Source organism: Streptomyces mabaensis, from assembly GCF_053763515.1.
The window spans coordinates 128,580-151,910 of the sequence record NZ_JBSOPZ010000015.1 but is presented as its reverse complement, the minus strand read 5'-3'; the positions used below and the strand labels follow the sequence as shown (position 1 = coordinate 151,910).

General features: G+C 70.8%; 20 protein-coding genes. 8 read left to right on the top strand and 12 right to left on the bottom strand.

The features are described from left to right. Positions 1 to 9: 9 nt before the first annotated feature. Positions 10 to 855 (top strand): SAM-dependent methyltransferase, encoded by an 846-nt coding sequence (locus ACWV17_RS16140; protein WP_455360257.1) that lies wholly within the window; start codon positions 10 to 12, stop codon positions 853 to 855. A 19-nt stretch (positions 856 to 874) separates the two neighbouring features. Here ACWV17_RS16140 and ACWV17_RS16135 read toward each other — a convergent pair whose 3' ends face one another. Beyond that, positions 875 to 2,350: a membrane-associated oxidoreductase gene (locus tag ACWV17_RS16135; RefSeq protein ID WP_455360256.1), complete on the bottom strand. Its 1,476-nt coding sequence runs from the start codon at positions 2,348 to 2,350 to the stop codon at positions 875 to 877. Positions 2,351 to 2,455: 105 nt separating this feature from the next. Between ACWV17_RS16135 and ACWV17_RS16130 the strand changes: the two genes are divergently transcribed. Continuing rightward, the gene (locus ACWV17_RS16130; RefSeq protein WP_455360255.1) at positions 2,456 to 3,799 is read left to right on the top strand and encodes a 6-phospho-beta-glucosidase; all 1,344 of its coding nucleotides are present in this window, start codon (positions 2,456 to 2,458) and stop codon (positions 3,797 to 3,799) included. Positions 3,800 to 3,837: 38 nt separating this feature from the next. Here the strand turns inward: ACWV17_RS16130 and ACWV17_RS16125 are convergent, their stop codons facing one another. Together ACWV17_RS16125 and ACWV17_RS16120 are read right to left on the bottom strand one after the other, a co-directional pair. Beyond that, positions 3,838 to 4,329 carry a nucleotide triphosphate diphosphatase NUDT15 gene (locus ACWV17_RS16125; protein ID WP_455360254.1) on the bottom strand — a complete coding sequence of 164 codons (492 nt, stop codon included), beginning with the start codon at positions 4,327 to 4,329 and terminating at the stop codon, positions 3,838 to 3,840. A gap of 93 nt (positions 4,330 to 4,422) precedes the next feature. After that, the gene (locus ACWV17_RS16120) at positions 4,423 to 5,487 is read right to left on the bottom strand and encodes an ATP-dependent DNA ligase (protein ID WP_455360253.1); all 1,065 of its coding nucleotides are present in this window, start codon (positions 5,485 to 5,487) and stop codon (positions 4,423 to 4,425) included. 74 nt (positions 5,488 to 5,561) lie between these two features. Here ACWV17_RS16120 and ligD point away from each other — a divergent pair, with 74 nt between their 5' ends. Beyond that, positions 5,562 to 6,590 (top strand): non-homologous end-joining DNA ligase, encoded by a 1,029-nt coding sequence (gene ligD / locus ACWV17_RS16115; protein ID WP_455360252.1) that lies wholly within the window; start codon positions 5,562 to 5,564, stop codon positions 6,588 to 6,590. Here the strand turns inward: ligD and ACWV17_RS16110 are convergent, their stop codons facing one another. Next, positions 6,591 to 8,738, bottom strand: coding sequence for an OmpL47-type beta-barrel domain-containing protein (locus ACWV17_RS16110; protein WP_455360276.1), 2,148 nt, complete (start codon positions 8,736 to 8,738; stop codon positions 6,591 to 6,593). 47 nt (positions 8,739 to 8,785) lie between these two features. Continuing rightward, positions 8,786 to 11,287 (bottom strand): ThuA domain-containing protein, encoded by a 2,502-nt coding sequence (locus tag ACWV17_RS16105; RefSeq protein WP_455360251.1) that lies wholly within the window; start codon positions 11,285 to 11,287, stop codon positions 8,786 to 8,788. 184 nt (positions 11,288 to 11,471) lie between these two features. Here ACWV17_RS16105 and ACWV17_RS16100 point away from each other — a divergent pair, with 184 nt between their 5' ends. Together ACWV17_RS16100 and ACWV17_RS16095 are read left to right on the top strand one after the other, a co-directional pair. Further along, entirely contained in the window at positions 11,472 to 12,461 is a 990-nt protein-coding gene (locus ACWV17_RS16100) for a multicopper oxidase domain-containing protein (protein ID WP_455360250.1), read from the top strand. A gap of 40 nt (positions 12,462 to 12,501) precedes the next feature. After that, positions 12,502 to 13,170 carry a hypothetical protein gene (locus tag ACWV17_RS16095; RefSeq protein WP_455360249.1) on the top strand — a complete coding sequence of 223 codons (669 nt, stop codon included), beginning with the start codon at positions 12,502 to 12,504 and terminating at the stop codon, positions 13,168 to 13,170. A 7-nt stretch (positions 13,171 to 13,177) separates the two neighbouring features. Here the strand turns inward: ACWV17_RS16095 and ACWV17_RS16090 are convergent, their stop codons facing one another. Beyond that, the gene (locus tag ACWV17_RS16090) at positions 13,178 to 15,376 is read right to left on the bottom strand and encodes a DEAD/DEAH box helicase (RefSeq protein ID WP_455360248.1); all 2,199 of its coding nucleotides are present in this window, start codon (positions 15,374 to 15,376) and stop codon (positions 13,178 to 13,180) included. A gap of 169 nt (positions 15,377 to 15,545) precedes the next feature. Between ACWV17_RS16090 and ACWV17_RS16085 the strand changes: the two genes are divergently transcribed. The 3 genes from ACWV17_RS16085 to ACWV17_RS16075 all read left to right on the top strand — a co-directional run bounded on the left by ACWV17_RS16085 (position 15,546) and on the right by ACWV17_RS16075 (position 17,360). Further along, positions 15,546 to 16,109: a DM13 domain-containing protein gene (locus ACWV17_RS16085; RefSeq protein WP_455360247.1), complete on the top strand. Its 564-nt coding sequence runs from the start codon at positions 15,546 to 15,548 to the stop codon at positions 16,107 to 16,109. A 112-nt stretch (positions 16,110 to 16,221) separates the two neighbouring features. Further along, entirely contained in the window at positions 16,222 to 17,013 is a 792-nt protein-coding gene (locus ACWV17_RS16080) for a VOC family protein (protein WP_455360246.1), read from the top strand. A 101-nt stretch (positions 17,014 to 17,114) separates the two neighbouring features. Further along, the gene (locus ACWV17_RS16075; RefSeq protein ID WP_455360245.1) at positions 17,115 to 17,360 is read left to right on the top strand and encodes a WhiB family transcriptional regulator; all 246 of its coding nucleotides are present in this window, start codon (positions 17,115 to 17,117) and stop codon (positions 17,358 to 17,360) included. 77 nt (positions 17,361 to 17,437) lie between these two features. Here the strand turns inward: ACWV17_RS16075 and ACWV17_RS16070 are convergent, their stop codons facing one another. The 6 genes from ACWV17_RS16070 to ACWV17_RS16045 form a co-directional block, all read right to left on the bottom strand. Further along, entirely contained in the window at positions 17,438 to 18,040 is a 603-nt protein-coding gene (locus tag ACWV17_RS16070) for a hypothetical protein (protein ID WP_455360244.1), read from the bottom strand. Next, complete coding sequence (locus tag ACWV17_RS16065) at positions 18,037 to 18,723, bottom strand: hypothetical protein (protein WP_455360243.1); 687 nt, start codon at positions 18,721 to 18,723, stop codon at positions 18,037 to 18,039. Before ACWV17_RS16065 ends, ACWV17_RS16070 begins: the two co-directional genes overlap by 4 nt. Before the next feature lie 21 nt (positions 18,724 to 18,744). Beyond that, on the bottom strand, positions 18,745 to 20,016 hold the full coding sequence (locus tag ACWV17_RS16060; RefSeq protein ID WP_455360242.1) for a hypothetical protein: 1,272 nt from the start codon (positions 20,014 to 20,016) through the stop codon (positions 18,745 to 18,747). Beyond that, positions 20,009 to 20,311, bottom strand: a complete 303-nt coding sequence (locus ACWV17_RS16055; RefSeq protein WP_455360241.1) for a hypothetical protein — start codon at positions 20,309 to 20,311, stop codon at positions 20,009 to 20,011. Before ACWV17_RS16055 ends, ACWV17_RS16060 begins: the two co-directional genes overlap by 8 nt. A gap of 143 nt (positions 20,312 to 20,454) precedes the next feature. Continuing rightward, entirely contained in the window at positions 20,455 to 21,429 is a 975-nt protein-coding gene (locus tag ACWV17_RS16050) for an acyl-ACP desaturase (protein ID WP_455360240.1), read from the bottom strand. A 155-nt stretch (positions 21,430 to 21,584) separates the two neighbouring features. After that, positions 21,585 to 23,186: an ABC-F family ATP-binding cassette domain-containing protein gene (locus tag ACWV17_RS16045; RefSeq protein ID WP_455360239.1), complete on the bottom strand. Its 1,602-nt coding sequence runs from the start codon at positions 23,184 to 23,186 to the stop codon at positions 21,585 to 21,587. Positions 23,187 to 23,331 lie beyond the last annotated feature (145 nt).

The window sequence follows — 23,331 nt, the reverse complement described above, 5'->3', positions numbered from 1 at the left end:
GAGCTTCTTATGACCGGGACGAACGAGACGACCGGGACGACCGGGACGAACGGCCAGAATCCCGCGGCCGACCAGATCGACACCAGCAAGCCGCACCCCGCACGCGTGTACGACTGGTTCCTGGGCGGCAAGGACAACTACCCGGTCGACGAGCAGCTCGCCGAGCAGCTCCTCGCCCTCGAACCCCGCGGCAAGGACATCGCCCGCGTCAACCGGGCGTTCATGCACCGCGCGACGCGCTGGCTCGCCGACAACGGCGTACGCCAGTTCCTCGACATCGGCACCGGCATCCCCACCGAGCCCAACCTGCACCAGATCGCGCAGGCGTCGGCGCCCGACGCGCGCATCGTCTACGCCGACTACGACCCCATCGTGCTGCGCCACGCCGAGGCCCTGTTGCGCAGCACCCCCGAGGGCGTCACCGAGTACATCCAGGCCGACGTGCGCGAGCCGGAGACGATCCTCGACCGGGCCAAGGGCGTCCTGGACTTCAGCAGGCCGGTCGCGCTGTCCCTGATAGCCCTCGCGCACTTCCTGGGCGACGAGGACGACCCGCGCGGCCTGGTCGGCCGGCTCATGGACGCCCTGGCGCCCGGCAGCTACCTCGTTCTCTCCCATGTCACCGGCGACTTCGACCCGGTCGGCGCCGAGCGGGCCGTCGCCCTGTACCGCGCGGGCGGCGTCACCCTGCGGCTCCGCTCGCAGGCCGAGGTCACCGGCTTCTTCGACGCCCTCGAACTCGTCGACCCCGCGGTGGTGCTCGCCGCCGAGTGGCACCCCGAGATCGGCCCCGACCAGCGCGCACCGGGCGACGAGACGATCCCGGTCTACGCGGGCGTGGCCCGCAAGGCCTGACGGCCCGCCGCCGACGGCGTCACTGGCGGCTGATGGTGCGGGTGACGCCGGCGGCGATGGTGGTAGCGAGGATCCAGCCGGTGACGATCAGGAGGTAGGAGAGCCACTGGTACCCGCCGTCCGGGCGGTACGCCTTCTCCTGCCCGAAGTCGATGATCGGCAGGAGCAGGTCCAGCGTGTAGAAGACCGGGTTGAAGGCCGGGGCCTCCCCGGCCTTCAACGGGCTCGGGTGGTGCAGCGCGTACGCGAGCGAACCGATGAGCAGGAGCGATACGAACCAGGCCGCTGCCCGCAGCGGACGGAAGCCGTACCCCACGGTGGCGTCCTGGGCGTACCCCCAGAGCCTGGCGTACCCGGGCAGCGTGGTCCGGTGGCGCCGCTGCTTGGCCAGCTGGACCGACCGGGCGGCCGCGTCGTCGCCGATCCGCCGGTACGCGGCTGTGAGTTGCTCGTACCCGTACGGAACATAGCCGTCCTTCTCGCGTTCGAGGAGGGGCAGGCGCTGCTCGGCCGGTACGTGCGGGGCGAGCGCGACGTACGTGAGCCCGTCGAGCTGGACCGTCTCGGGCCAGACCGCGGGGGTGGCGTGGACGAGATCGAACTGCGAGCGGCGCAGGTTCACCGCCCCCTCGATCGGAGCGGCTTCGCGCAGCCACAACTCGCCGATGACGCAGCTGCTCGCCCGGAGCGCGACGCCGTCCGGGTTCGACAGCCGGGCGTACGCGAGGTTGAGCTGTCCGGGTATCCGCGCCCCGCGGATGTTGAGCCGGCCGCGGGCGCGCAGCCGCATGGCGTGCAGATCGGACCCGACGGTGAGCGTCTCCGCCTGGAGCGCCGTGCCGCCGACGCGGCCCAGCTCCGCGTCGTTGAGGTTCACCGATCCCGCGATCGCCGTACCGCTCATGCGGACCTGGCCGTGCGCGAGCAGGCCCGGCGCCCAGAGATCGTCCTCGATGGCGGCCTGGTTCAGTACCAGAACGGGCGGCCCGTCCTGGTCGGCGTCGTCGGCCGTGCCCAGGTGCGCGCGGTCGAGGAAGAGCGCGCCGGAGACCTTCGCGCCGTCGAGCCGGACCGTGCCGGTGACCCGGCAGTCGGTAAGCCGCAGCACTCCGTCGACCCGGATCGTCCCGGCTGCCAGGCCGGGCAGCACGGACCCGCTCAGGTTCAGCTGCCGGACCTGCGCTCCGTACAGGTGTGGAGGGTCTTCGAAGTGGCAGTGCATCAGACGGATCGCGCAGTCGACGTTCGCGTAGTGCAGGTTCAGCGGTCCCGCGATGCGCGCACCCTCCACACGCAGCGCGGCGATCTCGTGCGGCTCGCGGGCCCCGTTCAGGAGTAACGCCCGGATCACCTCGGCCCGTACGGTCCGCTCCGGGCCCCAGGTGTCACCGAGTGCGGCATCCTCCTCGGGGGTCGTGCGGAAGTCGACAATCCCGCCGCGCGGAAACGCGTCCCATATCCGGCGCTCCGGGGGCGTCAGATCAGTGATCTCCATCGGCGGGACTGTGGCGCGAGCCCGGTGCGGCTGTCAACCCATCAGATACGGCTATGCGCCCCGCCGGTCCCGCGCGACCGAGGCCACGATGCGATAGTGGCCGGCGTGAAGCTCAGCATCCTCGGCGGCGGCGGGTTCCGCGTACCGCTCGTGTACGGAGCCCTCCTCGGCGACCACGCCGACGGCCGGGTCAAGCACGTCACCCTGCACGACCTCGACGCGGGCCGGCTGGCCGCCGTCGCACGCGTCCTCGCCGAGCAGGCCGCCGGCGTGCGGGACGCCCCGCAAATCACCGCCACCACCGACCTCGACGAGGCGATCCGCGGCGCGGACTTCGTCTTCTCCGCCATCCGCGTCGGCGGGCTGGAAGGCCGCGCGGCCGACGAACGCGTCGCGCTGGCCGAAGGCGTCCTGGGCCAGGAGACGGTCGGCGCGGGCGGCATCGCGTACGGACTGCGGACCGTGCCGGTCGCCGTCGACATCGCCCGGCGCGTCGCCCGCCTCGCGCCCGACGCGTGGGTCATCAACTTCACCAACCCCGCAGGCCTGGTCACCGAAGCCATGTCCCGCCACCTCGGCGACCGGGTCATCGGCATCTGCGACTCGCCCGTCGGACTCGGCCGCCGGATCGCCCGGCTGCTCGGCGCGGACCCCGACGAGGCGTGGATCGACTACGCCGGACTGAACCACCTCGGCTGGGTCCGCGGACTGCACATCGCCGGCCGCGACGAACTGCCGCGCCTGCTCGCCGACCCCGCCCTGCTCGGCTCCTTCGAGGAGGGCCGGCTGTTCGGCGCCGGCTGGCTGGGCTCCCTCGGGGCCGTCCCCAACGAGTACCTGCACTACTACTACTTCACCCGGGAAGCCGTCCGCGCCCAGCAGCAGGCCGTCCGGACCCGCGGCGCGTTCCTGCGCGACCAGCAGGCCCGCTTCTACGCCGAGGCGGCGAGCCCCGCGACGCCGGCCCTGGCGGCCTGGAACCGTACCCGCGCCGAGCGCGAAGCCACGTACATGGCGGAGAACCGGGAGGCGGCCGGCGCCGGCGCGCGCGAGGCGAGCGACCTGGAGTCGGGCGGCTACGAGCGGGTCGCCCTCGCCCTGATGCGGGCCGTCGCCAAGGACGAGCGGACCACCCTCATCCTCAACGTCCGCAACCGCGCGACGCTCTCCGTGCTCGACGCCGACGCCGTCGTCGAAGTGCCCTGCCTCGTCGACGCGAACGGCGCCCACCCGGTGTCCGCCACCCCGCTGCCGTACCACGCCGTCGGACTCGTGACGGCGGTCAAGGCCGTCGAACGCGAGGTGCTGGCCGCCGCCGAGAGCGGCTCGCGCGCCACCGCGGTCAAGGCCTTCGCCCTGCACCCGCTGGTCGACTCGGTCTCGGTCGCGCGCCGGCTCGTCGACGCGTACACGAAGGAACACCCCGGTCTCGGCTATCTGCGCGACTGACGGGACTGACGGGACTCACGGGACTGACTTGGCCGACCCTACCGACCGGACGGAACCGTCGGATAGCAGTGCGCGTCGACCCGCGGCAGTTCCAGCTCCGGCCGCCAGGAGCGCAGGACCGCCGCCGACGGCTCGAACAGCCGGGCCGGGATCCGTCCCGGCTCGAACCACTCCCACCGCCTGATCTTCTGCGGCTCGGTCACCCGGGCGGTGCCGGTCACCGCCTCGGCGAGGGCGGCGGCCGAGATCCGGGTGATGCCGCCCTTCCCGTCCATCAGGACGGCGAAGATGCGCACTTCCTCGGCCGGGGCCCGCAGCCCCGTCTCCTCCGCCAGCTCGCGTGAGGCGGCCTGCTCGAAGCTCTCCCCGGCGTCAACCTTGCCGCCGGGGAGCTCCCACCGTCCGTCGTGACCGAGCCCGAGCAGTACCCGGCCGTCCGGATCGGTGACGATCACGCCGACCCCGGTGATGCCGTTGGGGACGGGAAACGCGCGATCGGGGCGCTCCGCCGCGGCGGCCTGCGCTGACATGTGTCCTCCGAGGAAGTCCGGGCCGGTGGTCTCCGTGAGGATAATCGGCCCAACCCGGCGGACCACCCGCGCCCGCGGTCGGGGGGCGTGCGCTCACGGCGTCCGGAGCACCTCGTCCAGGTCGTACCGCACCGGTTCCTCCAGCTGGGTGTACGTACAGCCGGCCGGCTCGCGGTCCGGACGCCAGCGCCGGAACTGCGCCGTGTGCCGGAACCGGTCGCCCTCCATGTGGTCGTACGCCACCTCCACCACCCGTTCCGGCCGCAGCGGAATCCACGACAGGTCCTTCTTGCCGGACCAGCGGCTCGGCGCGCCGGGCAGCCGGGCGCTCTCGTGGGCGGCCTCCTCCGCCCAGGCGGCCCACGGGTGGCCCTCCGGATTCTCCATGCGCAGCGGCTCCAGCTCCGCCACCAGCTCCTGCCGCCGTTTCATCGGGAAGGCCGCGCAGACTCCGACGTGCTGCAGCCGGCCCGAGTCGTCGTGCAGGCCGAGGAGGAGCGAGCCGAGCACCGGGCCGCTCTTGTGGTAGCGATAGCCGGCGACCACGACATCCGCGGTCCGCTCGTGCTTGATCTTGTACATGAGCCGGGCGTCCGGCCGGTACGGGAGATCCAGCGGCTTGGCGATCACACCGTCGAGCCCCGCGCCCTCGAACCGCTCGAACCACTCCTCCGCGATCTTGATGTCGGTGGTGGCGGGCGCCAGATGGACGGGCGGGGAGGCCTCGGCCAGCGCGGCGGTCAGCGTGGCGCGGCGCAGCGACAGCGGCGCGTCCAGCAGCGCCTCGTCGCCGAGGGCCAGTAGATCGAAGGCGACGAAACTCGCCGGAGTCCGCTCGGCGAGCATCCTCACCCGGGAGTCCGCGGGGTGGATGCGCTCGGTCAGCCGGTCGAAGTCGAGCCGGCCCTCGTACGCGATGACGATCTCTCCGTCGACGACGCACCGGTCGGGCAGGTTCGCCCGCAACGCGGTGACCAGCTCGGGAAAGTATCGGGTGAGCGTTTTGCCGGTACGGCTGCCGATCTCGACCTCGGCACCGTCGCGGTGGACGATCGCACGGAAGCCGTCCCACTTGGCCTCGTAGTGCATTCCGGGCGGGATGCGGGCCACAGACTTGGCCAGCATCGGCTTCACAGGCGGCATCACCGGCAGATCCATGACTCGATTCTGCGGGGCGGACGCGCCGAATGCCCGGTATGCGCGGCCCGGCAGGTCGGCCTACCGTGGCCGACATGGGTACTGCGGTGGAGCTGGAGGCCGGCGAGCGGACCGTACGGCTGTCCAATCCGGACAAGGTGTACTTCCCCGAGCGCGGCTTCACCAAGCTGGACGTCGCCCGCTACTACCTCGCGGTCGGCGAGGGGATCACCCGCGCCCTGCGGGACCGCCCGACCACCCTGGAGCGTTACCCCGACGGGGTCGACGGTGAGTTCTTCTTCCAGAAGCGCGCGCCCAAGAACACGCCCGACTGGATCCCCACCGCCCGGATCGCCTTCCCCAGCGGCCGCTTCGCCGACGAGATCTGCCCCACCGAGGTGGCGGCCGTCGTGTGGGCCGCGCAGCTGGGCTGCCTCACCTTCCACCCGTGGCCGGTCCGCCGGGGCCGCGTCGACCACCCGGACGAGCTGCGGCTCGACCTCGACCCCCAGCCGGGCACCGACTACGCCGACGCGGTGGCGGTCGCCCATGAGCTGCGGGCCCTGCTCGACGAGCACGGGCTGCGGGGCTGGCCCAAGACCTCCGGCGGACGCGGGCTGCATGTCTTCGTCCCGATCGAGCCGGAGTGGACCTTCACCGATGTCCGCCGGTCGGCGATCGCCGTGGGCCGGGAACTGGAACGGCGGATGGCGGGCCGGGTCACCACCGCGTGGTGGAAGGAGGAGCGCGGCGAGAAGATCTTCGTCGACTACAACCAGACCGCCCGCGACCGCACCATCGCCTCCGCCTACTCGGTCCGCCCCAAGCCGCACGCGCCCGTGTCCGCGCCGCTGACCTGGGACGAGGTCGACGACGCCGAGCCCCGCGACTTCGACCTCGCCACGATGCCAGCCCGGTACGCCGAACTGGGCGACGTGCACGCGGACATGGACGACCACCGGTTCCGTCTCGACAGCCTGCTGGAGCTGGCCGACCGGCACGAGCAGGACCACGGCCTCGGCGACATGCCGTACCCGCCGGACTACCCCAAGATGCCGGGGGAGCCCAAGCGGGTACAGCCGAGCCGCGCGAAGAGCCCCGAGGGCCCTCCTACGAGTGCCTGATCACAGCTCCTTGATCCGGATGTTGCGGTACGAGATCACATCCGTGGTGCCGTGCACCTGGAGCCCGATGTAGCCGGCGGCGAAGCGCCGGCCGTCGGTGCCCGGGTCGTCGGCACGCGCCGGGACGAAGTCCTGACCGCCCACGTTGTCGAACTCGTTGATCAGCACCCCGTTGCGGTGGACCGAGTAGTGCTGGCCCACCACCCGGATCTCGTAGTCGTTCCAGGTGCCCTTGGGCGTGACGCCCGCACCGCCGAGGCCCACCCGGTCGAAGCCGTAGACCGAGCCGGTCTTGTACATGTCGCCGTCCGGCCGGTCGAGCACCTGCACCTCGTGGCCGTACTTGATGGCGACCCACTCCGGGCGCGGCTCCTCGGGATGGCCGTGCACCTGCGGGAAGCGGACGAAGACACCGCTGTTGGCGTGGCCCGGGCCCGGCGCGTCGTCCCGCCACTGGAGCCTCAGCGAGAAGTCCTCGTACGTCCGCTCCGGGAACCACAGCATGCCGAGGCCGCCCCGGGTGGTGCCGCTGGTCATCGAGCCGTCGGCGTTCAGTCCGAACGAACCGCCGCCCACATGGCTCCACTTGGCGAATGACTTCTGCGTACCGTCGAACAGGTCGCGGTAGCCGCCCGTCTGGCCCGGCTTGCCGATGCCGGACTGCCTGGCCGCCCGGTAGATCTTCCTGTGCTCGCGCTGGTCGACGACACCGTCCGCGAGCAGCTGGTCCAGCACCTGATCGACGTGCTTGAGGAAGAGGGCGTGGGAGGTCCAGTCCTTCTCGTCCTCGATCAGCTCGTTGATGGTGCACCTGCTGCGGGTGATGCGGCTCGGCACCCCGGTGTCGACCGTGCCCACGATGACCGTCAGCCGCTCGTCCCACTCCGGGCAGTGGGGCGCGGGGACGCCGCCGCCCTCCGCGACCGTGAACGCCGTCTGCCCCGCCACCGAGGTGTTGCCCGCCTTGTCGGTCGCCCGGTGGGCGAAGGTGTGCCGCCCGACGCGGTCGACGAGGACGGGTGCGGTGTACGCGAGGTAGGGCCCGCCGTCGAGCGAGTACTCGACCTTGTCCACGCCCGAACCGGTGTCGGACGCGGTGACCGTCACCTTGGCGCTGGTGACGTACGCGCCGTCGGAGTTGGTCTGCCCGCTGACCACCGCCGAGGTGACCGGCGGCGTCCTGTCCTCGGCGGGCTGGGCCACCACGGTGAACTCCACCGCCTTCTCGGCGGCCGCGTTGCCCGCCTTGTCGGTGGCCCGGTAGCGGACGCGGTGGGTCCCCGCCCCGTGGACCATCACCGGCCCGGTGTACGGCTGCCAGGCGCCCGAGCCGAGTGCGTACTCGATGGTGTTGACCCCGGACCCGGTGTCGGAGGCGGTCACGGTGACCGTCGCCATGTCCAGGTACTGGCCCTGCTCGTTCTTCTCGCCGCTGACGGTCGCCGAGGTCTCCGGCGGCGTCCTGTCGTCCGTCGGAGGCGCCACCACCCGGAAGTCGACGGCCTTCTCGGCGGCTGTGTTCCCCGCCTTGTCGGTGGCCCGGTAACGGACCTTGTGGGTGCCGACTTCGTGGACCATGACCGGCGCGGTGTACGGCTGCCAGGCGCCGTCCGTACCGACCGCGTACTCCACGGTGTCCACCCCCGAGCCGGCGTCGGTGGCCGACACGGTCACGGTCGCGTGCCCGACGTACGCGCCCTCGGCGTTCTTCTCGCCCTCCACCTTCGCGGAGGTCTCGGGCGCCGAGGTGTCCTCGCCGCCCTCGGTGACGGTGAGGATGCCCTGCATCTGGCCGTGGCCGGGGATCGTGCAGTGGTAGAGGTACCGGCCCGGGGTGAGGGTGACCTCGGCGGTGTGCCTTCCGCCCTGGTCGTCGTTGGGGTTGGCGAGGATGTTCAGCCGGACGTCGTTGTTGTACTCGGGGTCGGAGACGTCGAAGGTCAGGGTGTGCGGCATACCGGTGGTGTTGCCGGTCGCCCTGCTGTTCTCGAAGACGATGGTCGCCCTGCCGGCCACGGCCGTCGCCGGGAACGTGAGATAGCGGTCGATGGGGTCGCCCGCGGTCCAGGTGAGCACCTGGTCGGCGGCCGCCGGTGCCGGGTCGTCCGTACGGCCGTACGCAGCGGGCGAGTTCAGCCCCAGCAGCATCAGCAGAGCGGCCAGCAGGGCCGTCCAGAGGCGTGGGTTTCGCTGTTTCACTGCTCGTTCCACTGCTCCGCCTTCCTCGCGAGATCGGCGGCGGCCGGAGTCGGCTCGCCGCCCCGGTAGGTGACCCGCCACAGCGCCGACTTGGAGTCCGAGGTGAAGAAGCCGCGCCCGTAGTCCAGGACGTAGAGCGAGCCGTCCGGGGCGAACTTCCAGTCCATGAGGTTGCGGATACCGTTCGCACCGACCGGGACGATCTTCTTCAGGCTCTCCGCGTGCACCGGCAGGCCGCCCTTGCCGGCCGTCTTCGGGTCGGTCAGCACCGCGTGCCGAGGCTGGTCGCCGTCGTAGAAGTCACCGACGAACCACTTGCCGTCCCAGTAGGCCGGCCACTTGTCCGTGGACGCGCTCGCCGCGTCGAAACGGTAGACCGGGCCGTTCATCGCGGCCTGGCCGCCGCCCTTCAGCCACGGCAGCAGCAGTTTCTGCTCCGCGATCTTGTAGCTCGGGATGCCGGCCGCGTCGCGCGGGAAGTCCGGGGCGCCGCCCTGCGGGGAGTACCAGATGGTGTTGGGCGTGACGGGCGGCAGGTTCACCAGGCCGTCGTTGTGCGGCGACTCGTTCTTCGGCTTGGCGCAGTCGTACCAGCCGAGCGGCTTGCCCGGATCGGGCAGATTGCGGTCCCGGTACGGCTGGTTGTTGCCCATGCAGTACGGCCAGCCGTGGTTGCCCGGCCTGGTGATCGCCGCGAAGGTGTCGTACTTGGCCGGGCCCCAGGTGGTGCTGGGCGCGCCGGCGTCCGGGCCGACCCATCCCGCGTACAGGATGTCGGTCTTGGGGTCGACGGCGATCCGGGCCGGGTTGCGTACACCCATGACGTAGATCTCGCCGCGCGTCTTGCCGCCGCCCTCGTCCGGCTCCTTGCCGGTGAAGAGGTTGCCGTCCGGGAGGGTGTAGGTGCCGTCGGGCTCGGGGTGGATGCGCAGGATCTTGCCGTTGAGGTTGTTGGTGTTGCCGGAGGTGCGGCGGGCGTCGGCGAAGGAGACGCCCTTGTAGGCCGGCTCCGGGTTGTTGCCCGAGTAACCGTCGCTGAACCGGGAGGAGTTGTTGTCGCCGGTGGCGATGTAGAGGTTGCCCTTGGAGTCCCAGGCCATCCCGCCGCCCGCATGGCAGCAACTATGGATCTGCACCGGCCAGGTGAGCAGGACCTTCTCCGATGCGAGGTCGAGCCTGCCGCTCTCCGGGTCCAGGGTGAAACGGGAGACCCGCCGCTCGGCCATCCGCGTGTCGCGGTTGATCCGTGCGTGCGGGGTGTAGTGCAGGTACACCCAGCCGTTGATCCGGAACGCGGGGTCGAGCTCGATGCCGAGCAGTCCCTCCTCGTTCTTGACCAGCTCGTCGCCGCCGCCCTTGTTGCCGAAGACGGTGAGTTCTCCCGCGAGGGTGACCTTCCTGGTCTTCGGGTCGTAGACGTGGATCTGGCCCCGGCCCTTGCCGATGTCCGGGTTGTTCCAGTCCGTGACGACGGGCGCGCTGTTGTCGCCCCCGCCGCGGCCGATGTAGAGGACCCGGCCGTCCGGGGCGGTCACCAGCCCGTGCGGCTCGCCGATCTGGTCCGAGCGGCCGGGCTGGTTGGGCTGGGTGACGCGCTCGGCGGCGTAGTGGGCGCTGATGGTGGCCTTGCAGTCGGCGCGCACGAGCCGGGTCGTCCAGAGCAGCGCGCCGCGCAGGTGCTCGCGGAAGTCGGTCTCGGTGTACGCGTCGGCGGTGCCGCCCATGGCGGTGTAGAACGACCGCCCGCCGTCGTAGTCGCGGCACCAGGAGACGGGATGGTCCCAGCCGTTGGCGCCGGCGCCGGGCTGGTACGTGCTCTCGCGGACCCTGGCCACGGTGTGGACGTCACCGGACGGGTTCCGCTCCCAGTTCAGCCACTTGTCGGGCCGCTTCCACTGCGGCGGCAGGTCCTTGCCGGCCGGGTGCGTGCGGTCGCCGACCTCGACGGTCGCCCGCTGTACGTTCGCGGGCCCGCCCGGCGCGGGCCGGGCGCCGACCAGGCCGGTGAACCAGTCCGAGTACGGCTCGGTGCGGGCCGCGTCGTGGACGCCGAGGAAGCCGCCGCCGGCCTCCATGTACGCCTCGAGGCCGGCCTCCTGCTCGGGGTCGAGGACGTCGCCGCCGCCGGTGAGGAAGACGACGGCGTTGAACCTGCCCAGCCTGGGCCTGGTGAAGACGGAGGCGTCGTCGGTGGCTTCGACGCGGAACCGCTGGGCGGCGGGGCCCGTTTGGCCGATTCTCTCGATGGCCTCGATGCCGGCGTTGACGGCGGGCGATTCCGGGGCCGCCGAGGCGTGGAAGACGAGGACCCGTACATTCGCGCCACCGGGTGGCGACGGGAGAGACAACGTTGTCGAGGCGGTCGACGGTGCTGGTGGCTCCGGCGGCTCCGGATAGGGTCTGGCGGTCGCCTCGGTCCCGCCGAGGAGGGAGGCGGTCAGGATTCCGGCCACGAGGGCCACTGCTGCTCTGGACCGGTGATGCGCTCTGCGCTGCATGTGTTCACCCACCCAACTTTGGTCACTGCGACAGCGGATGAAGGTAGACCTCTTCGGCGAGCTCGCCAATGGGTATGGCCGGGATCCGACCAACTTTGTCCAGGCTGTGGATGAACGAAGGTTTCCCCGCTACGGTGTGGGCCGTCCCAGGGGTCTCATACCGTACGACTGTGGGGAGTTGAGCGTGGACCGACGGAGCCTCAACCGACGGAGCTTCAACCGGCGTCTCCTGGCGGGCGGCGCCGTGGCGGCGAGCGGTGTGACATCGTTGTCGCTCGCCGCCCCCGCGGCGAACTCGGCGGAGGGCGCGCCGAAGACGGCCCCGGCCGGCGGACAGGTCCGCCATATGCGGCTGTACGCCGAGAAGTTGGCGGGCGGGCAGATGGGCTATGGACTGGAGAAGGGCAAGGCGACCATTCCCGGCCCGCCGATCGAGCTGATCGAGGGCGACACCCTGCACATCGAGTTCGAGAACACCATGGACGTCCCCGTCAGCCTGCATGTCCACGGCGTGGACTACGACATCGCCAGCGACGGGACCAAGCTGAGCAGGAGCCATGTCGAGCCGGGCGGCACGCGTACGTACACCTGGCGCACCCACGCGCCCGGCAGGCGCAAGGACGGCACCTGGCGTGCGGGCAGCGCCGGTTACTGGCACTACCACGACCACGTCGTCGGCACGGACCACGGCACCGGCGGCATCCGCAAGGGCCTCTACGGGCCGGTGGTGGTGCGCAGGAAGGGCGACATCCTGCCGGACAAGCAGTTCACGATCGTCTTCAACGACATGACCATCAACAACAGACCGGGCCACCAGAGCCCCGACTTCACAGCGACCGTGGGCGACCGGGTGGAGATCGTGATGATCACGCACGGGGAGTACTACCACACCTTCCACATCCACGGGCATCGCTGGGCGGACAACCGAACCGGCCTGCTGGAGGGCCCGGACGACCCCAGCCGGGTCATCGACACCAAGATCACCGGCCCGGCGGACTCGTTCGGGTTCCAGGTCATCGCCGGCGAACACGTCGGCGCGGGGGCCTGGATGTACCACTGCCATGTGCAGAGCCACTCCGACATGGGTATGGCCGGCCTCTTCCTGGTCGCCAAGCCGGACGGCACGATCCCCGGCCACGAGCCGCACCACCCGCAGGGGCATGCGTCGCACTGACATTCGCCGTACGGGGGGCGGGGTGCGGCAGGATGGGCGCATGCCTCGTGCCCTTCGCCGCTTCCCGGCCCTGCTGTTGCCGCTCGCGCTCACGTTCGCGCTGACGGCGTGCGGCACCGAACCGTCGGCGGGTCCGTCCGGCGGTCCGCCCGCAGGGCCGTCTGCCGGAGCGTCCGCCGGACCGTCCGGCCGTCCGTCCGTCGACCGGGCGGAACTCGAGGCGCGGGCCAGGGCCATGCAGTCCGCCCCGGAACTGATCTATGTGACCGAAGTTCCCGGTTACGCGCTGGCGAAGCAGTCCGTCGGGGTGTCCGGACACGACGGGTTCCAGTCCACCTACGTCTCCCGGTCCGGAGGGATGATCACGCTGACCGTCGACCGGGGGACACCGGCCGCGGCAGGCTGCCCGCAGTGCGAGCGGGACGGCGAGCTCTGGTACCGGTCCTCGTCGGGAACGCACGAGTACGCGCGCGCCGTAGCCGGCGCCGAGGCCCGGCACGTGGTGCGGCTCAGCGCCGACGGCGCCCGGGTGGACCGCGCGACCCTGCGCCGCGCCGCGGAGGCGGCGCACGTGGCGGACGACGAGGAGCTGGACGCCGTACTCCCCGAAGGCACGGGTACGGACACGGGCGGGCAGCCGGTCGAGCGCGGCGACCTGCCCCCGGAGGGCGACGGGGCGCCGGACAACGAGGTCGGGGCGAGCGGCTGACCCGCAGTCAGGCGGTGTTCCGGGACTCCGCCGCCAGCCGCTGTTGCTCCTCCTCGACGATCCGGCGGGCGATCGAGCCGTCCGACACGTCCACGGCGTCCGGCGTGGCCTCGGCCACGTCGCTGCGCCGCGCGTAGGCGTCGAAGAGCCGGGTCTTCTCGCTCAGGATGTCGAGCATGCGCTCGTCCACGCTGTCCGGCGTGAGCAGCCGGTGCACCTGCACACTGCGGACCTGCCCCATCCGGTGCGCCCGGGCGACGGCCTGGTGCTCCATGGTCGGCTTCACCTGCGGTTCGCAGAGGATGACGACGGAGGCGGCCTGCATGTTGAGTCCCACTCCACCGGCCTGGATCTGGCTCAGCAGCACCGCGTGGCCGGGCGCCTTCGCGAACTCGTCGACGAGCTCCTGGCGGCGCGCGGCCGGCAGATCACCGGAGATCGGCCCGAACACCCCCGGACCCAGCGCTCCCTGGGCCGCCCTCAGCACATCGCGGAAGTACGAGAACACCACCACCTTGAGGCCGTTCGCCTCGGCCTCGACGACGAGTTCGCCCAGTCGCTGGAGCTTCGCAGACTTCTCCGGGCAGGCGTACGCGGCCCGGCGCATCGCCATGAAGTTCCCGGCCGCCACCGCATCCCGGTATGCGGCCAGGTCGTCGGCGCTGAACTCCTCCCACTCGTCCACCTGGACGAGGGCGGGCAGTTCGGTGAGCACGTCCTCCTGGTTGCGGCGGAGATAGGCCGGGGCGACCGACGTGCGAAAGGCCCGGGAGCCTGCGACGGCGTGTCTGCCCTCGACCTTCGGTACGAGCTGCGGCTGGACGTACCGGACCAGGCTGCGGAACTCCTCCACCCGGTTCTCCATGGGCGTACCCGTGAGGAACAGCACCCGCTCGGCCCGCTCGCTCCAGCCCGCGACGGCCTTCGAGCGCCGGGCGGCGGGGTTCTTCACGTAGTGGGCCTCATCGACGACGAGCATGCCGGTGGTGAGATCCGGCAGGTCAGCAGGGGCCGGCAGACCGTGCAGCGCGTCGAAGGTGGTAACCGCGACACCGCCGCGCTCGGTCCACTCGGCGAACGCCTCCCGGCGCTCCGGCCCGTGGACCGGGACGGCGCGTAGCGCACTCCGGCTCCTGATCTCCCGGGTCCAGTTGATCAGAACGCTCGCCGGACAGACGACCAGGAAGTGAGTCCGTCCGCGCGCCGCGAGATGGGCCAGCGAGGCGATGGCCTGGATGGTCTTGCCGAGTCCCATCTCGTCGCCGAGGATCACCCGCCGCTGTGCCAGCGCGAAGCGGGCACCGAACGCCTGGTAGCCGCGGAGCGAGACCCGGCGGTGCGTGTCGTCGAGCTGCTGGTCGCGGACGCGGTCGGCGATGTCGGAGGGCAGGAAGCCTTCGGAGGCCGCGCGGTCGGGCCCGCGTCCGGAGATTTCGGCGAGCAGGCTGTAGTACTCGGCGGAACGCAGCTCGAAGTCGACCCACGCCTCGACCTCCGAAGCCGGGCCCCGGAGCAGGTCGACCGACGCCTGGCGCAGGAGCAGCGGCACGTCCCGGTGCGCCGCCTCCGTGACGACGGCGCTGATTGCGGCGACCGCCGCCAGCGCCTGCTCGCGCTTCGCCCGCCCGCTGAGGGCCAGCCGCAGCCGGCCCCGGGCGGGGTGGGCGGCGGCGAGCAGCGGGGTGAGCTGCTGGTCGATCCGCTCGGCGGTGTCGCGTGCCCGCCGTGCGTCCGGCCCCGCCTCGATCAGTCGCTGCAGCGCGATGACCAGTCCGGTGGTCCGGGGCTCGGGGGCACTGACGTCGATACGGACGGCGACGGTCTCCCGCATGGCGCCCGCGATCTGGTTGGCGGCGGCGACGGCCTGCGCGGCGGTCTGCGCACCCACGCCGGGGATCTGCTGGAGCACATAGGGGTTGGCGGTGTGCACCTGCAGGACCGTCCGGTATCCGGCCTGCTCCACCGCGCCGAGGCGCAGCCTGCCCTCGGTGACGTCCTTGAGCCGGGAGAGCGGTATCGCCTTCAGTTCGCGCCGTACGAGCTCGTCGTGCAGCGGAGCGAGAGCCGTGCGTACCCCCTCGACGGCCTGCGTGTGATCGGCCAGCACGCTCCGCGCGCACGCGTGCAGTCGCTCCGCCTCGACGAGGAGGTCCCTGGCTTCCTTCCCGCTCGGCCTCCGGCCGCTCTCGGGCCCGCCACCTGTCATGACTTCCCCCCACGTGCACATCCCCGACCCGGCCCGTATGGTCCCACAACGCGGCTCTGGACCGGCGGGGACGGCGACGATTGCCGGGGGCCGCGGCGGTGATTACGGGAGTCTTACGGGAGGGCGCAGTGTGGTGCGTGCGCCGCCGCCGGCAGTGTTGGGTGGAGGCATGAAGCTCTTCACCCGCCGCACGCTGGTTCCCGCCTTCCTGGTGCTGGCCGTTGTCGCCGCCTTCGGGCTCTACCTCTTCCAGCCGTGGAAGTTGTTCACCAACACGACCGTCGAGGAGTCGCTGCCCACCGCGGTGCCCTCGGCGTCGGCCCCGGAGAAACCGGGCGCGGAGAAGCCGGGCGCGGCCACCGAGTCGCCGGCCGCCACCGCGCCGGAGGAGCTGGCGCGGGGCTCGTTCGTCTCTCACGACCACCCCACCAGCGGTACGGCCCGGACCGTCCGCCTCGCGGACGGCGCGCAGGTCCTGCGGTTCGAGGACCTGAAGACTGATGAGGGACCCGATGTGCGCGTCTACCTCTCCACGCGTTCGGCGCAGGAGGCCGAGGACGGCCTCGGGGACGGCGCGGTCCAGCTGGCCCATCTCAAGGGCAACCTGGGCAACCAGAACTACGTCGTGCCGGCCGGCACCGATCTGTCCGACTTCAAGAGCGCGGTGATCTGGTGCAAGCGCTTCTCGGTCTCCTTCGGGGCGGCGGACTTGGTGCCCGTACGAGGAGCATGACCCGGTCGAGCTGCCTGCGTGCCCCGCCTGCGTCCCGCCTGCCCCGAATTGTCAGTGGCCGGTGCGAGACTCACGATTGCAGCACAACGGGACCCATCGAAGGAGCGCGCTCATGCTCACCACCCGTTTCGTCACCGGTGCCCCCAACTGGATCGACCTCGGCACACCCGACCTCGACGGTGCCCACACCTTCTACGGCGGACTGTTCGGCTGGGAGTTCCTGTCCGCAGGGCCGGAAGCAGGCGGCTACGGCATGTTCCGGCTGGGCGACAAGGTCGTCGCCGGCGGAATGATCGTCCCGGAGGAGCAGGGCCCCTCGGCGTGGGGGCTGTACTTCCAGAGCGCGGACGCCGACGCGACCGCGGAGACGGTCGAGGAGGGCGGCGGAGAGGTCCTGTTCGAGCCGATGGACGTCTTCGACTTCGGCCGGATGGCCGTGTTCTCCGATCCCGCGGGGGTCTCGTTCGCCACCTGGCAGCCCAAGCACAGGAAGGGCCTGGACGCGGTCACCGACGAGAACACCCTGTGCTGGACCGAGCTGTACACCGCGGACCCGGCCGCAGCCACCGCCTTCTACGGCAGCGTGTTCGGCTGGCAGACCTCCGAGATGCCCTTCGCGGGCGGTGCGTACACCATGCTCAAGCCCGCGGGTGCCGCCGACGACGCGGCCTTCGGTGGCGTCGTGCCGCTCGACGCGGACCCGGCGGAGGCGGAGGCGGGGGCGTACTGGCTGCCGTACTTCGAGGTGGCCGACTGCGACGCGACGGTCGCCAAGGCGCAGGAACTCGGCGGGAAGGTCAGGATGCCGCCAGTGGACATGGAGGGCGCGGGCCGCTTCGCCAAGCTCGCGGACCCGTACGGTGCGCGCTTCGCGGTGATCAAGAGCGACTACCCCGAGAATTGACAGTCCCGGCGGCAGGGGAGAGGGCACGGGGCGAAGGCCGCCGAAACACGCGTTGACCGTTCGTTGACCGGACGTCAACCCGGCCGCGACACCATCGCCGCATGCTGATCAACACCACCGCCGATCGCGAACTCGCCTGGCAGGAGCAGGCGCTGTGCGCACAGACCGGGCCCGAGTTCTTCTTCCCCGAGCCGGGCAGCTCCACCCGCGAAGCCAAGCAGCTGTGCGCGGCCTGCGAGGGCAGAACCGCGTGCCTGGAGTACGCGCTCGCCCACGACGAACGGTTCGGAGTCTGGGGCGGCCTCTCCGAGCAGGAGCGACGCCGCCTGAGACGTACGCCCCGCTGACCGGGCGGCCCCCTGGCACGGAGCGCGAGGCGCGGTCATGCGAGGACCCCTCGGTGCGCGTCGCGCTCGTCGGGTGATCACGTCTGGTGCGCCTTGCCGCCGGTCACGAGGCCGGCCTGCTCGGCGAGGACGTCGTCCTCGGCGCTCCCCACCCACCCCTGAGCGGGTACGGATTCGGGCACGACACGTACGGGGAAGTGCCCCCCGACGGGAGAAATCACACCCCCGTACCGGGGATCGCCGGCGAACCAGATCAGATCGGGGTGCGCGTTCTGCTTCTGCTGCAGGAGCACGGGGAACGGGGTGACCCGCAGCAAGGGGGCGTAGTCCTCCCGAAACCGGATCTCGACGACGGTCGGGCTGGTGCTGGGGCGGCGGGGGTAGTGGCAGCCGTATGCCTGCCAGGGGTAGGAGCGCAGGATCTGCGCGATGCGTTGCGTACGGACCAGGGCCACGATCGTGGCCGCCAGGGCCGGTACGTGGAGGAACAATCCGGTGCAGGCCATTCCTACGAGGGTGTTCGCGGAAGGCCTCAGCAGGCCGAGCAGTGCGGTCGCCACAATCAAGGCCAGCACGACGCTCAGCCATGCTCGACGCTTGCGGACGAGGTGCTCAAAGCCTCGTGCAGTCGGCGGATGGTCCATCGCAGCCTTGATCAGAGGCGGTGACTCGGGCGTCATGCAAGTGCCTCCAGGATGCGCGAGGGGCGGCCGGCTGGTGGGGGTGAGGACGTCGCCTCGGGGTCGAGGAAGCGAATCGTGTGGGCAACGCCTTCGAGGATGTCGACGTAGGCATCCGCGTAGCGCAGGACCGGACTTGTGAGGTCGGCAACGGCGACGTGGGATCCACCGGGGTACGGCACCGCGAGCCGGGCTTGGAAGACACTGTTGGTGACCGGGCTGAGTCCCGCTTGCGCCAGAACTGTGGGCGGAGCCGTCATGGTCCCTGCCACGAGTGTGGCAGGGGCACCACAGGGCAGGTCGAGAACTCGACACTCGCTGGTGGACCACAGGGGCGAGCGAGCCAGGCTGACTCCGATTCGCGCGAGAGCCATTTGTGGGTGGCGTGACGCGGTCGCCTGGACTGCCAGCGAGAAGATCGATGTGCAGACGCCTGATTCACCGTCCGGATGGAAGCCGAGGGAGGTGAACTTGGTGGACTGGTTGTAGAGGGCGTTGACGAGGGACGCCAGTGAGCGCGCTTCGCCGAGTGCGCGATCGACAGCCGTCACGCCACCCAGCACAGGAGAGAGGGCTTCCGTGATGGTGCGGTCTAACCCTTGAAGGGCTGTGAGCCCGAAATCGTGGAAGCCCGGCGGCAGGCGGAACCAGATTGGTGGTGATTCCGGCTGTGGGAATGGCATGGTGATCCCTCGCTCTGATGTCTAGGGCCGGAGAGCGGCCCATGCGTGGGCAGCCTTTGCCACGTTGCTCGGGCCGTCGTCGATGATGTTCCGCGCGCCGTCGACAGCGGTGGCCGTATGGCTGTAGGTGTCGTTCTCGTCCAGAGATGTGAATCCACCGATAGCCGTGGCAGCCCCCGTGGCCGGCAGGCCGTATTTCGCCGTCTGCTGAACGCCCGAAGAGGCATGGCGCAGCGCCCAACCGGTAAGCGGATTGTCGATGTCCCGCAGCTCCTCCATGGCGGATTTGGAAGCGCCGGTGAACTCACGTGCGCCAGCGCGCGCAATGGCCGGCATCGCAGCGTCGGGGACAGCGGAGGCCGTTCTGGCTGCAGCGCAGCCCGCCTTGGCGCCTTGCGCCACTGCTGCAACTCCCGGCACCGCTCCCAAGGCGTCGCCGGTCAGCGTCACGGTGCTCTTCCAGAATTCGCTGCCGAACTCACCCTTCGTGAAGCCGCCCGTGAGTGACTTCCGGATCTTGGGATCGGAAGCATGGAGGACGAGAGCCGCGAGACTGGTTCCTGTTGCCACGATGAGCAGGGCCAGTCCGACAGGCGGGAACACCGCAGACAGAACGAGGCCTGCGAAGCCGGCAATGGCTGAGACGCCGGACAGAATGTCCGACAGATCCTCGACCATCCAGTCCACGAACTCGCTCAACGCCCCCGGCTCCCGCGGTGCCAGTCGGTCCGTCGCCTCGTTCAGGGCCTTCGCGATGCGCGACGCCTCCGCGCGGTGGGTTTCCTCCAGCTCTCGGGCGAGCTTGCGTACCGACTCCAGTGCCGCCCTCGCCCTCGTCACCGACGCCGTCGCCGCGTCGAGGGTCCGGGACGCCGCCGCCGCGGCCGACGGGTCCGGGGCTGTCAGGTCCGGGTGGGTGGCGGCCGTCGCGTGGGTGGACTCCGCCGTTGCCACCGCCGCCCGGTGCTCCTTCGCCTGCGCTTCGTACTTCCGCGCCAGCGCCTGGTAGCCCACCAGGTCCTCGTGCCACGCGTGCAGCTGCTTCGCCGCCTTGGACACCGAGCGGTGCGCGTTCCTCAGGTAGCGCGGCAGGTCGCCGTCGATCGCGTCGCGGAACGCGTCCGCCGCCTCGCCCTGCCAGTACGCGCTCTCGCCCAGCAGCCGGTCGATGAGCCGGTGCGCGGTGCCCAGGGAGGTCGCCGACGCGCTGAGTTTGGTGTGCAGCGCGCCGATCTCCGTCGCGCTGCCCGGCGCCGGGTTCCAGCCCAGGTGCGGGTAGACCGGCTCAGGCATCGGCGCCGGCCTTCCGGAACGCGTCCCGGATCGCCATCTCCAGCTGCGCGTAGCCCTCGTGGCTGAGCTTGATGCCGTCGTGCACCGTCTTCACGCGGTCGCCGAGCAGCTCCGCGCCGTACTTCCACCTGCGCTGGAAGCCGTCGCACGCCTCGTCGAGTTCCGGGGTGCCGAGCTGGTCCGACCGTACGTGTTTCAGTGCGCGACGCGCCTCGCTCAGCGAGGTGAGGGACTCCTCCAGCGCACGCGAGAAGCGGCCCAGCTGATCGATGGGCACCCGAAGATCGAGGTTCATGGCCGATCACCCTGGCAGATCATCGACCACAGGGGATAAATGCCGTCACTCGGACGGGTGGCGTGGATCAAGGAGTGCTGACGCGCCGATGTCCGGTTCCCCCCGGGCGGGAACCGGACATCAGGTCAACTCATACTCAGGGACTACGCGCCGGCGCGGGCCGCCTTGCGGGCCTGGCGGGCCGCCAGGCGCTCGTCGAACTTGCGCGCCTCCTCGTCCAGGCCGCCCATGAACAGACCCAGCTCCTCCTGCGCCTTCAGCCCCTCCGGGCCGAGCCCGTCGATCTCCAGGACCTTCAGGAAGCGCAGCACCGGCTGCAGCACGTCGTCGTGGTGGATCCGCATGTTGTAGATCCCGCCGATGGCCATCTGTGCGGCAGCGCGCTCGAACCCGGGCATGCCGTGTCCCGGCATCCGGAAGTTGACGACCACGTCGCGCACGGCCTGCATGGTCAGGTCGGGGGCGATCTCGAACGCCGCGCCCAGCAGGTTGCGGTAGAAGACCATGTGCAGGTTCTCGTCGGTCGCGATCCGCGCCAGCATCCGGTCGCAGACCGGGTCACCGGACTGGTGGCCGGTGTTGCGGTGCGAGATGCGGGTGGCGAGCTCCTGGAAGGCGACATACGCCACGGAGTGCAGCATCGAGTGGCGGTTGTCCGACTCGAAGCCCTCCGACATGTGCGCCATGCGGAACTGCTCCAGCTTGTCCGGGTCCACGGCACGCGAGGCGAGCAGGTAGTCGCGCATCACGATGCCGTGCCGGCCCTCCTCGGCGGTCCAGCGGTGCACCCAGGTGCCCCAGGCGCCGTCACGGCCGAAGAGGGTCGCGATCTCGTGGTGGTAGCTCGGCAGGTTGTCCTCGGTGAGGAGGTTCACCACCAGCGCGATGCGGCCGATGTCCGTGACCTTGGACTGACCGGGCTCCCAGGCTTCGCCGTCCTCGAAGAAGCCGGGGAAGTTGCGGCCGTCGGTCCAGGGCACGTACTCGTGCGGCATCCAGTCCTTGGTGACCTTCAGGTGGCGGTTGAGCTCCTTCTCCACCACCTCTTCCAGCGCGAACAGCAGTCGGGCGTCGGTCCACGCCTCCGAGCTGCCGAGGTGGGAGGAGGTGATCGTCACGGGTGCTCCAGGGGGGACGGGGAAATACTTACGGCTACGTAGGTTACGAGACCGTAGGTTAAGCCCCCGGTAAGGCGGATCCAAGCCCTCCCGTCGATATGTCCGTTAACCGTATGTTATGAGGGCAGGTCGCGGCCCCCGGAACGAGAGGTACGTCACGCCTCACCGGCGCCGTCGAGCTGCACCCAACGGGTGATGCCGACCGACTCCAGGAACGGCATGTCGTGGCTCGCCACGATCAGCGCACCCTCGTAAGCCTCCAGCGCCGCCGTCAGCTGGCGCGCGCTCGCCATGTCCAGGTTGTTCGTCGGCTCGTCCAGCATCAGCAGCTGCGGTGCGGGTTCCGCCAGCAGCAGCGCCGCGAGCGCCGCCCGGAAGCGTTCGCCGCCCGAGAGCGTCCCGGCCGGCTGATCGGCCCGGGCGCCCTTGAACAGGAACCGCGCCAGCCGCGTCCTGATCAGGTTGTTGGTGGCCGTGGGCGCGACTCTCGCCACGTTCTCCGCGACCGTCAGCCCGTCGTCCAGTACGTCCAGTCGCTGGGGCAGGAAACGCAGCGGCACATGGGCGACCGCCTCGCCCGCGACCGGGTCCAGCAGGCCCGCGATGGTCCGCAGCAGGGTCGTCTTGCCCGATCCGTTGCGTCCGACCAGCGCGATCCGCTCCGGCCCGTGGATCTCCAGCGCCCCGGGCACCCGTACGCCGTACGGCATGTGCAGCTCCCGCAGCGTGAGTACGCGCTGCCCCGGATGGACCTTCGTGTACGGCAGTTCGATACGGATCTCGTCGTCGTCCCGCACCGCCTCCACCGCCTCGTCGAGCCGCTCCCGGGCCTCCGTCAGTCTCTCGGTGTGCATGATGCGGTGTTTGCCCGCGGCGACCTGGGCCTGGCGTTTGCGTTCGCCCATGACGACCTTGGGCTCCCGCTTGTTGTCCCACATCTTCTGCCCGTACCGCTTGCGGCGCGCCAACTTCACCTGGGCGTCGGCCAGTTCCCGCTTCTGTCGCTGTACGTCGGCCTCGGCGACCCGCACCATGCGTTCGGCCGCCTCCTGCTCGACGGTCAGCGCCTCCTCGTACGCCGAGAGGTTGCCGCCGTACCACCGCACCTCGCCGTCGCGCAGATCGGCGATCTGGTCGACGCGCTCCAGCAGTTCGCGGTCGTGACTGACCACGACCATCACGCCGGACCACGCATCGACCGCGGCATACAGCCGCCGCCGGGCGCTCAGGTCGAGGTTGTTCGTCGGCTCGTCGAGCAGGAGTACGTCCGGCCGGCTCAGCAGCAGCGCGGCCAGCCGCAGCAGCACCGATTCGCCGCCCGACACCTCACCGATGGTCCGGTCCAGGCCGATCCGGCCGAGGCCGAGCTGGTCGAGAGTCGCGCGGGCGCGCTCCTCCACGTCCCAGTCGTCGCCCACCGCGGCGAAGTTCTCCTCGGTCGCCTCACCGGCCTCGATGGCGTGCAGTGCGGCGCGGGTACCGGCGATGCCCAGGGCGGCGTCCACCCGCAGCCCGGTGTCGAGCACCAGGTTCTGCGGGAGGTACCCGATCGTGCCGGCCACCTTGACCTGCCCCTCGGTGGGGCCGAGTTCACCGGTCAGGAGCTTCAACAGGGTGGACTTTCCCGAGCCGTTGAGGCCGATGAGCCCGGTGCGTCCGGGCCCGACGGCCAGCTGGAAGCCGTCGAACACGGTGGTTCCGTCGGGCCAGCCGAAGGAGAGGGACGAGCAGGTGATGAAGGAAGGGACGGTAGACATACGGGCCTCCGGGTCGCGTGGAAACGGCTACGGCAACGCGTGAGACACCGGGTCGGGTGACGACGGGGAGGGGGCAGCACAAAGGCCCCGGTCCGGGAAGACGGCTCAAGTGCCGAGGTCGCACGCGACACACGCGCACACCAGC

Excerpts from the sequence above, each read along its gene's own strand:
- ACWV17_RS16080 (WP_455360246.1), top strand. The coding sequence starts at position 16,222 with ATGCTCACCACCCGTTTCGTCACCGGTGCCCCCAACTGGATCGACCTC.
- ligD (WP_455360252.1), top strand. The coding sequence starts at position 5,562 with ATGGGTACTGCGGTGGAGCTGGAGGCCGGCGAGCGGACCGTACGGCTG.
- ACWV17_RS16060 (WP_455360242.1), bottom strand. The coding sequence starts at position 20,016 with ATGCCTGAGCCGGTCTACCCGCACCTGGGCTGGAACCCGGCGCCGGGC.
- ACWV17_RS16095 (WP_455360249.1), top strand. The coding sequence starts at position 12,502 with ATGCCTCGTGCCCTTCGCCGCTTCCCGGCCCTGCTGTTGCCGCTCGCG.
- ACWV17_RS16140 (WP_455360257.1), top strand. The coding sequence starts at position 10 with ATGACCGGGACGAACGAGACGACCGGGACGACCGGGACGAACGGCCAG.
- ACWV17_RS16065 (WP_455360243.1), bottom strand. The coding sequence starts at position 18,723 with ATGCCATTCCCACAGCCGGAATCACCACCAATCTGGTTCCGCCTGCCG.
- ACWV17_RS16110 (WP_455360276.1), bottom strand. The coding sequence starts at position 8,738 with ATGCTGCTGGGGCTGAACTCGCCCGCTGCGTACGGCCGTACGGACGAC.
- ACWV17_RS16085 (WP_455360247.1), top strand. The coding sequence starts at position 15,546 with ATGAAGCTCTTCACCCGCCGCACGCTGGTTCCCGCCTTCCTGGTGCTG.
- ACWV17_RS16105 (WP_455360251.1), bottom strand. The coding sequence starts at position 11,287 with ATGCAGCGCAGAGCGCATCACCGGTCCAGAGCAGCAGTGGCCCTCGTG.
- ACWV17_RS16075 (WP_455360245.1), top strand. The coding sequence starts at position 17,115 with ATGCTGATCAACACCACCGCCGATCGCGAACTCGCCTGGCAGGAGCAG.
- ACWV17_RS16090 (WP_455360248.1), bottom strand. The coding sequence starts at position 15,376 with ATGACAGGTGGCGGGCCCGAGAGCGGCCGGAGGCCGAGCGGGAAGGAA.
- ACWV17_RS16055 (WP_455360241.1), bottom strand. The coding sequence starts at position 20,311 with ATGAACCTCGATCTTCGGGTGCCCATCGATCAGCTGGGCCGCTTCTCG.
- ACWV17_RS16135 (WP_455360256.1), bottom strand. The coding sequence starts at position 2,350 with ATGGAGATCACTGATCTGACGCCCCCGGAGCGCCGGATATGGGACGCG.
- ACWV17_RS16120 (WP_455360253.1), bottom strand. The coding sequence starts at position 5,487 with ATGGATCTGCCGGTGATGCCGCCTGTGAAGCCGATGCTGGCCAAGTCT.
- ACWV17_RS16070 (WP_455360244.1), bottom strand. The coding sequence starts at position 18,040 with ATGACGCCCGAGTCACCGCCTCTGATCAAGGCTGCGATGGACCATCCG.
- ACWV17_RS16045 (WP_455360239.1), bottom strand. The coding sequence starts at position 23,186 with ATGTCTACCGTCCCTTCCTTCATCACCTGCTCGTCCCTCTCCTTCGGC.
- ACWV17_RS16125 (WP_455360254.1), bottom strand. The coding sequence starts at position 4,329 with ATGTCAGCGCAGGCCGCCGCGGCGGAGCGCCCCGATCGCGCGTTTCCC.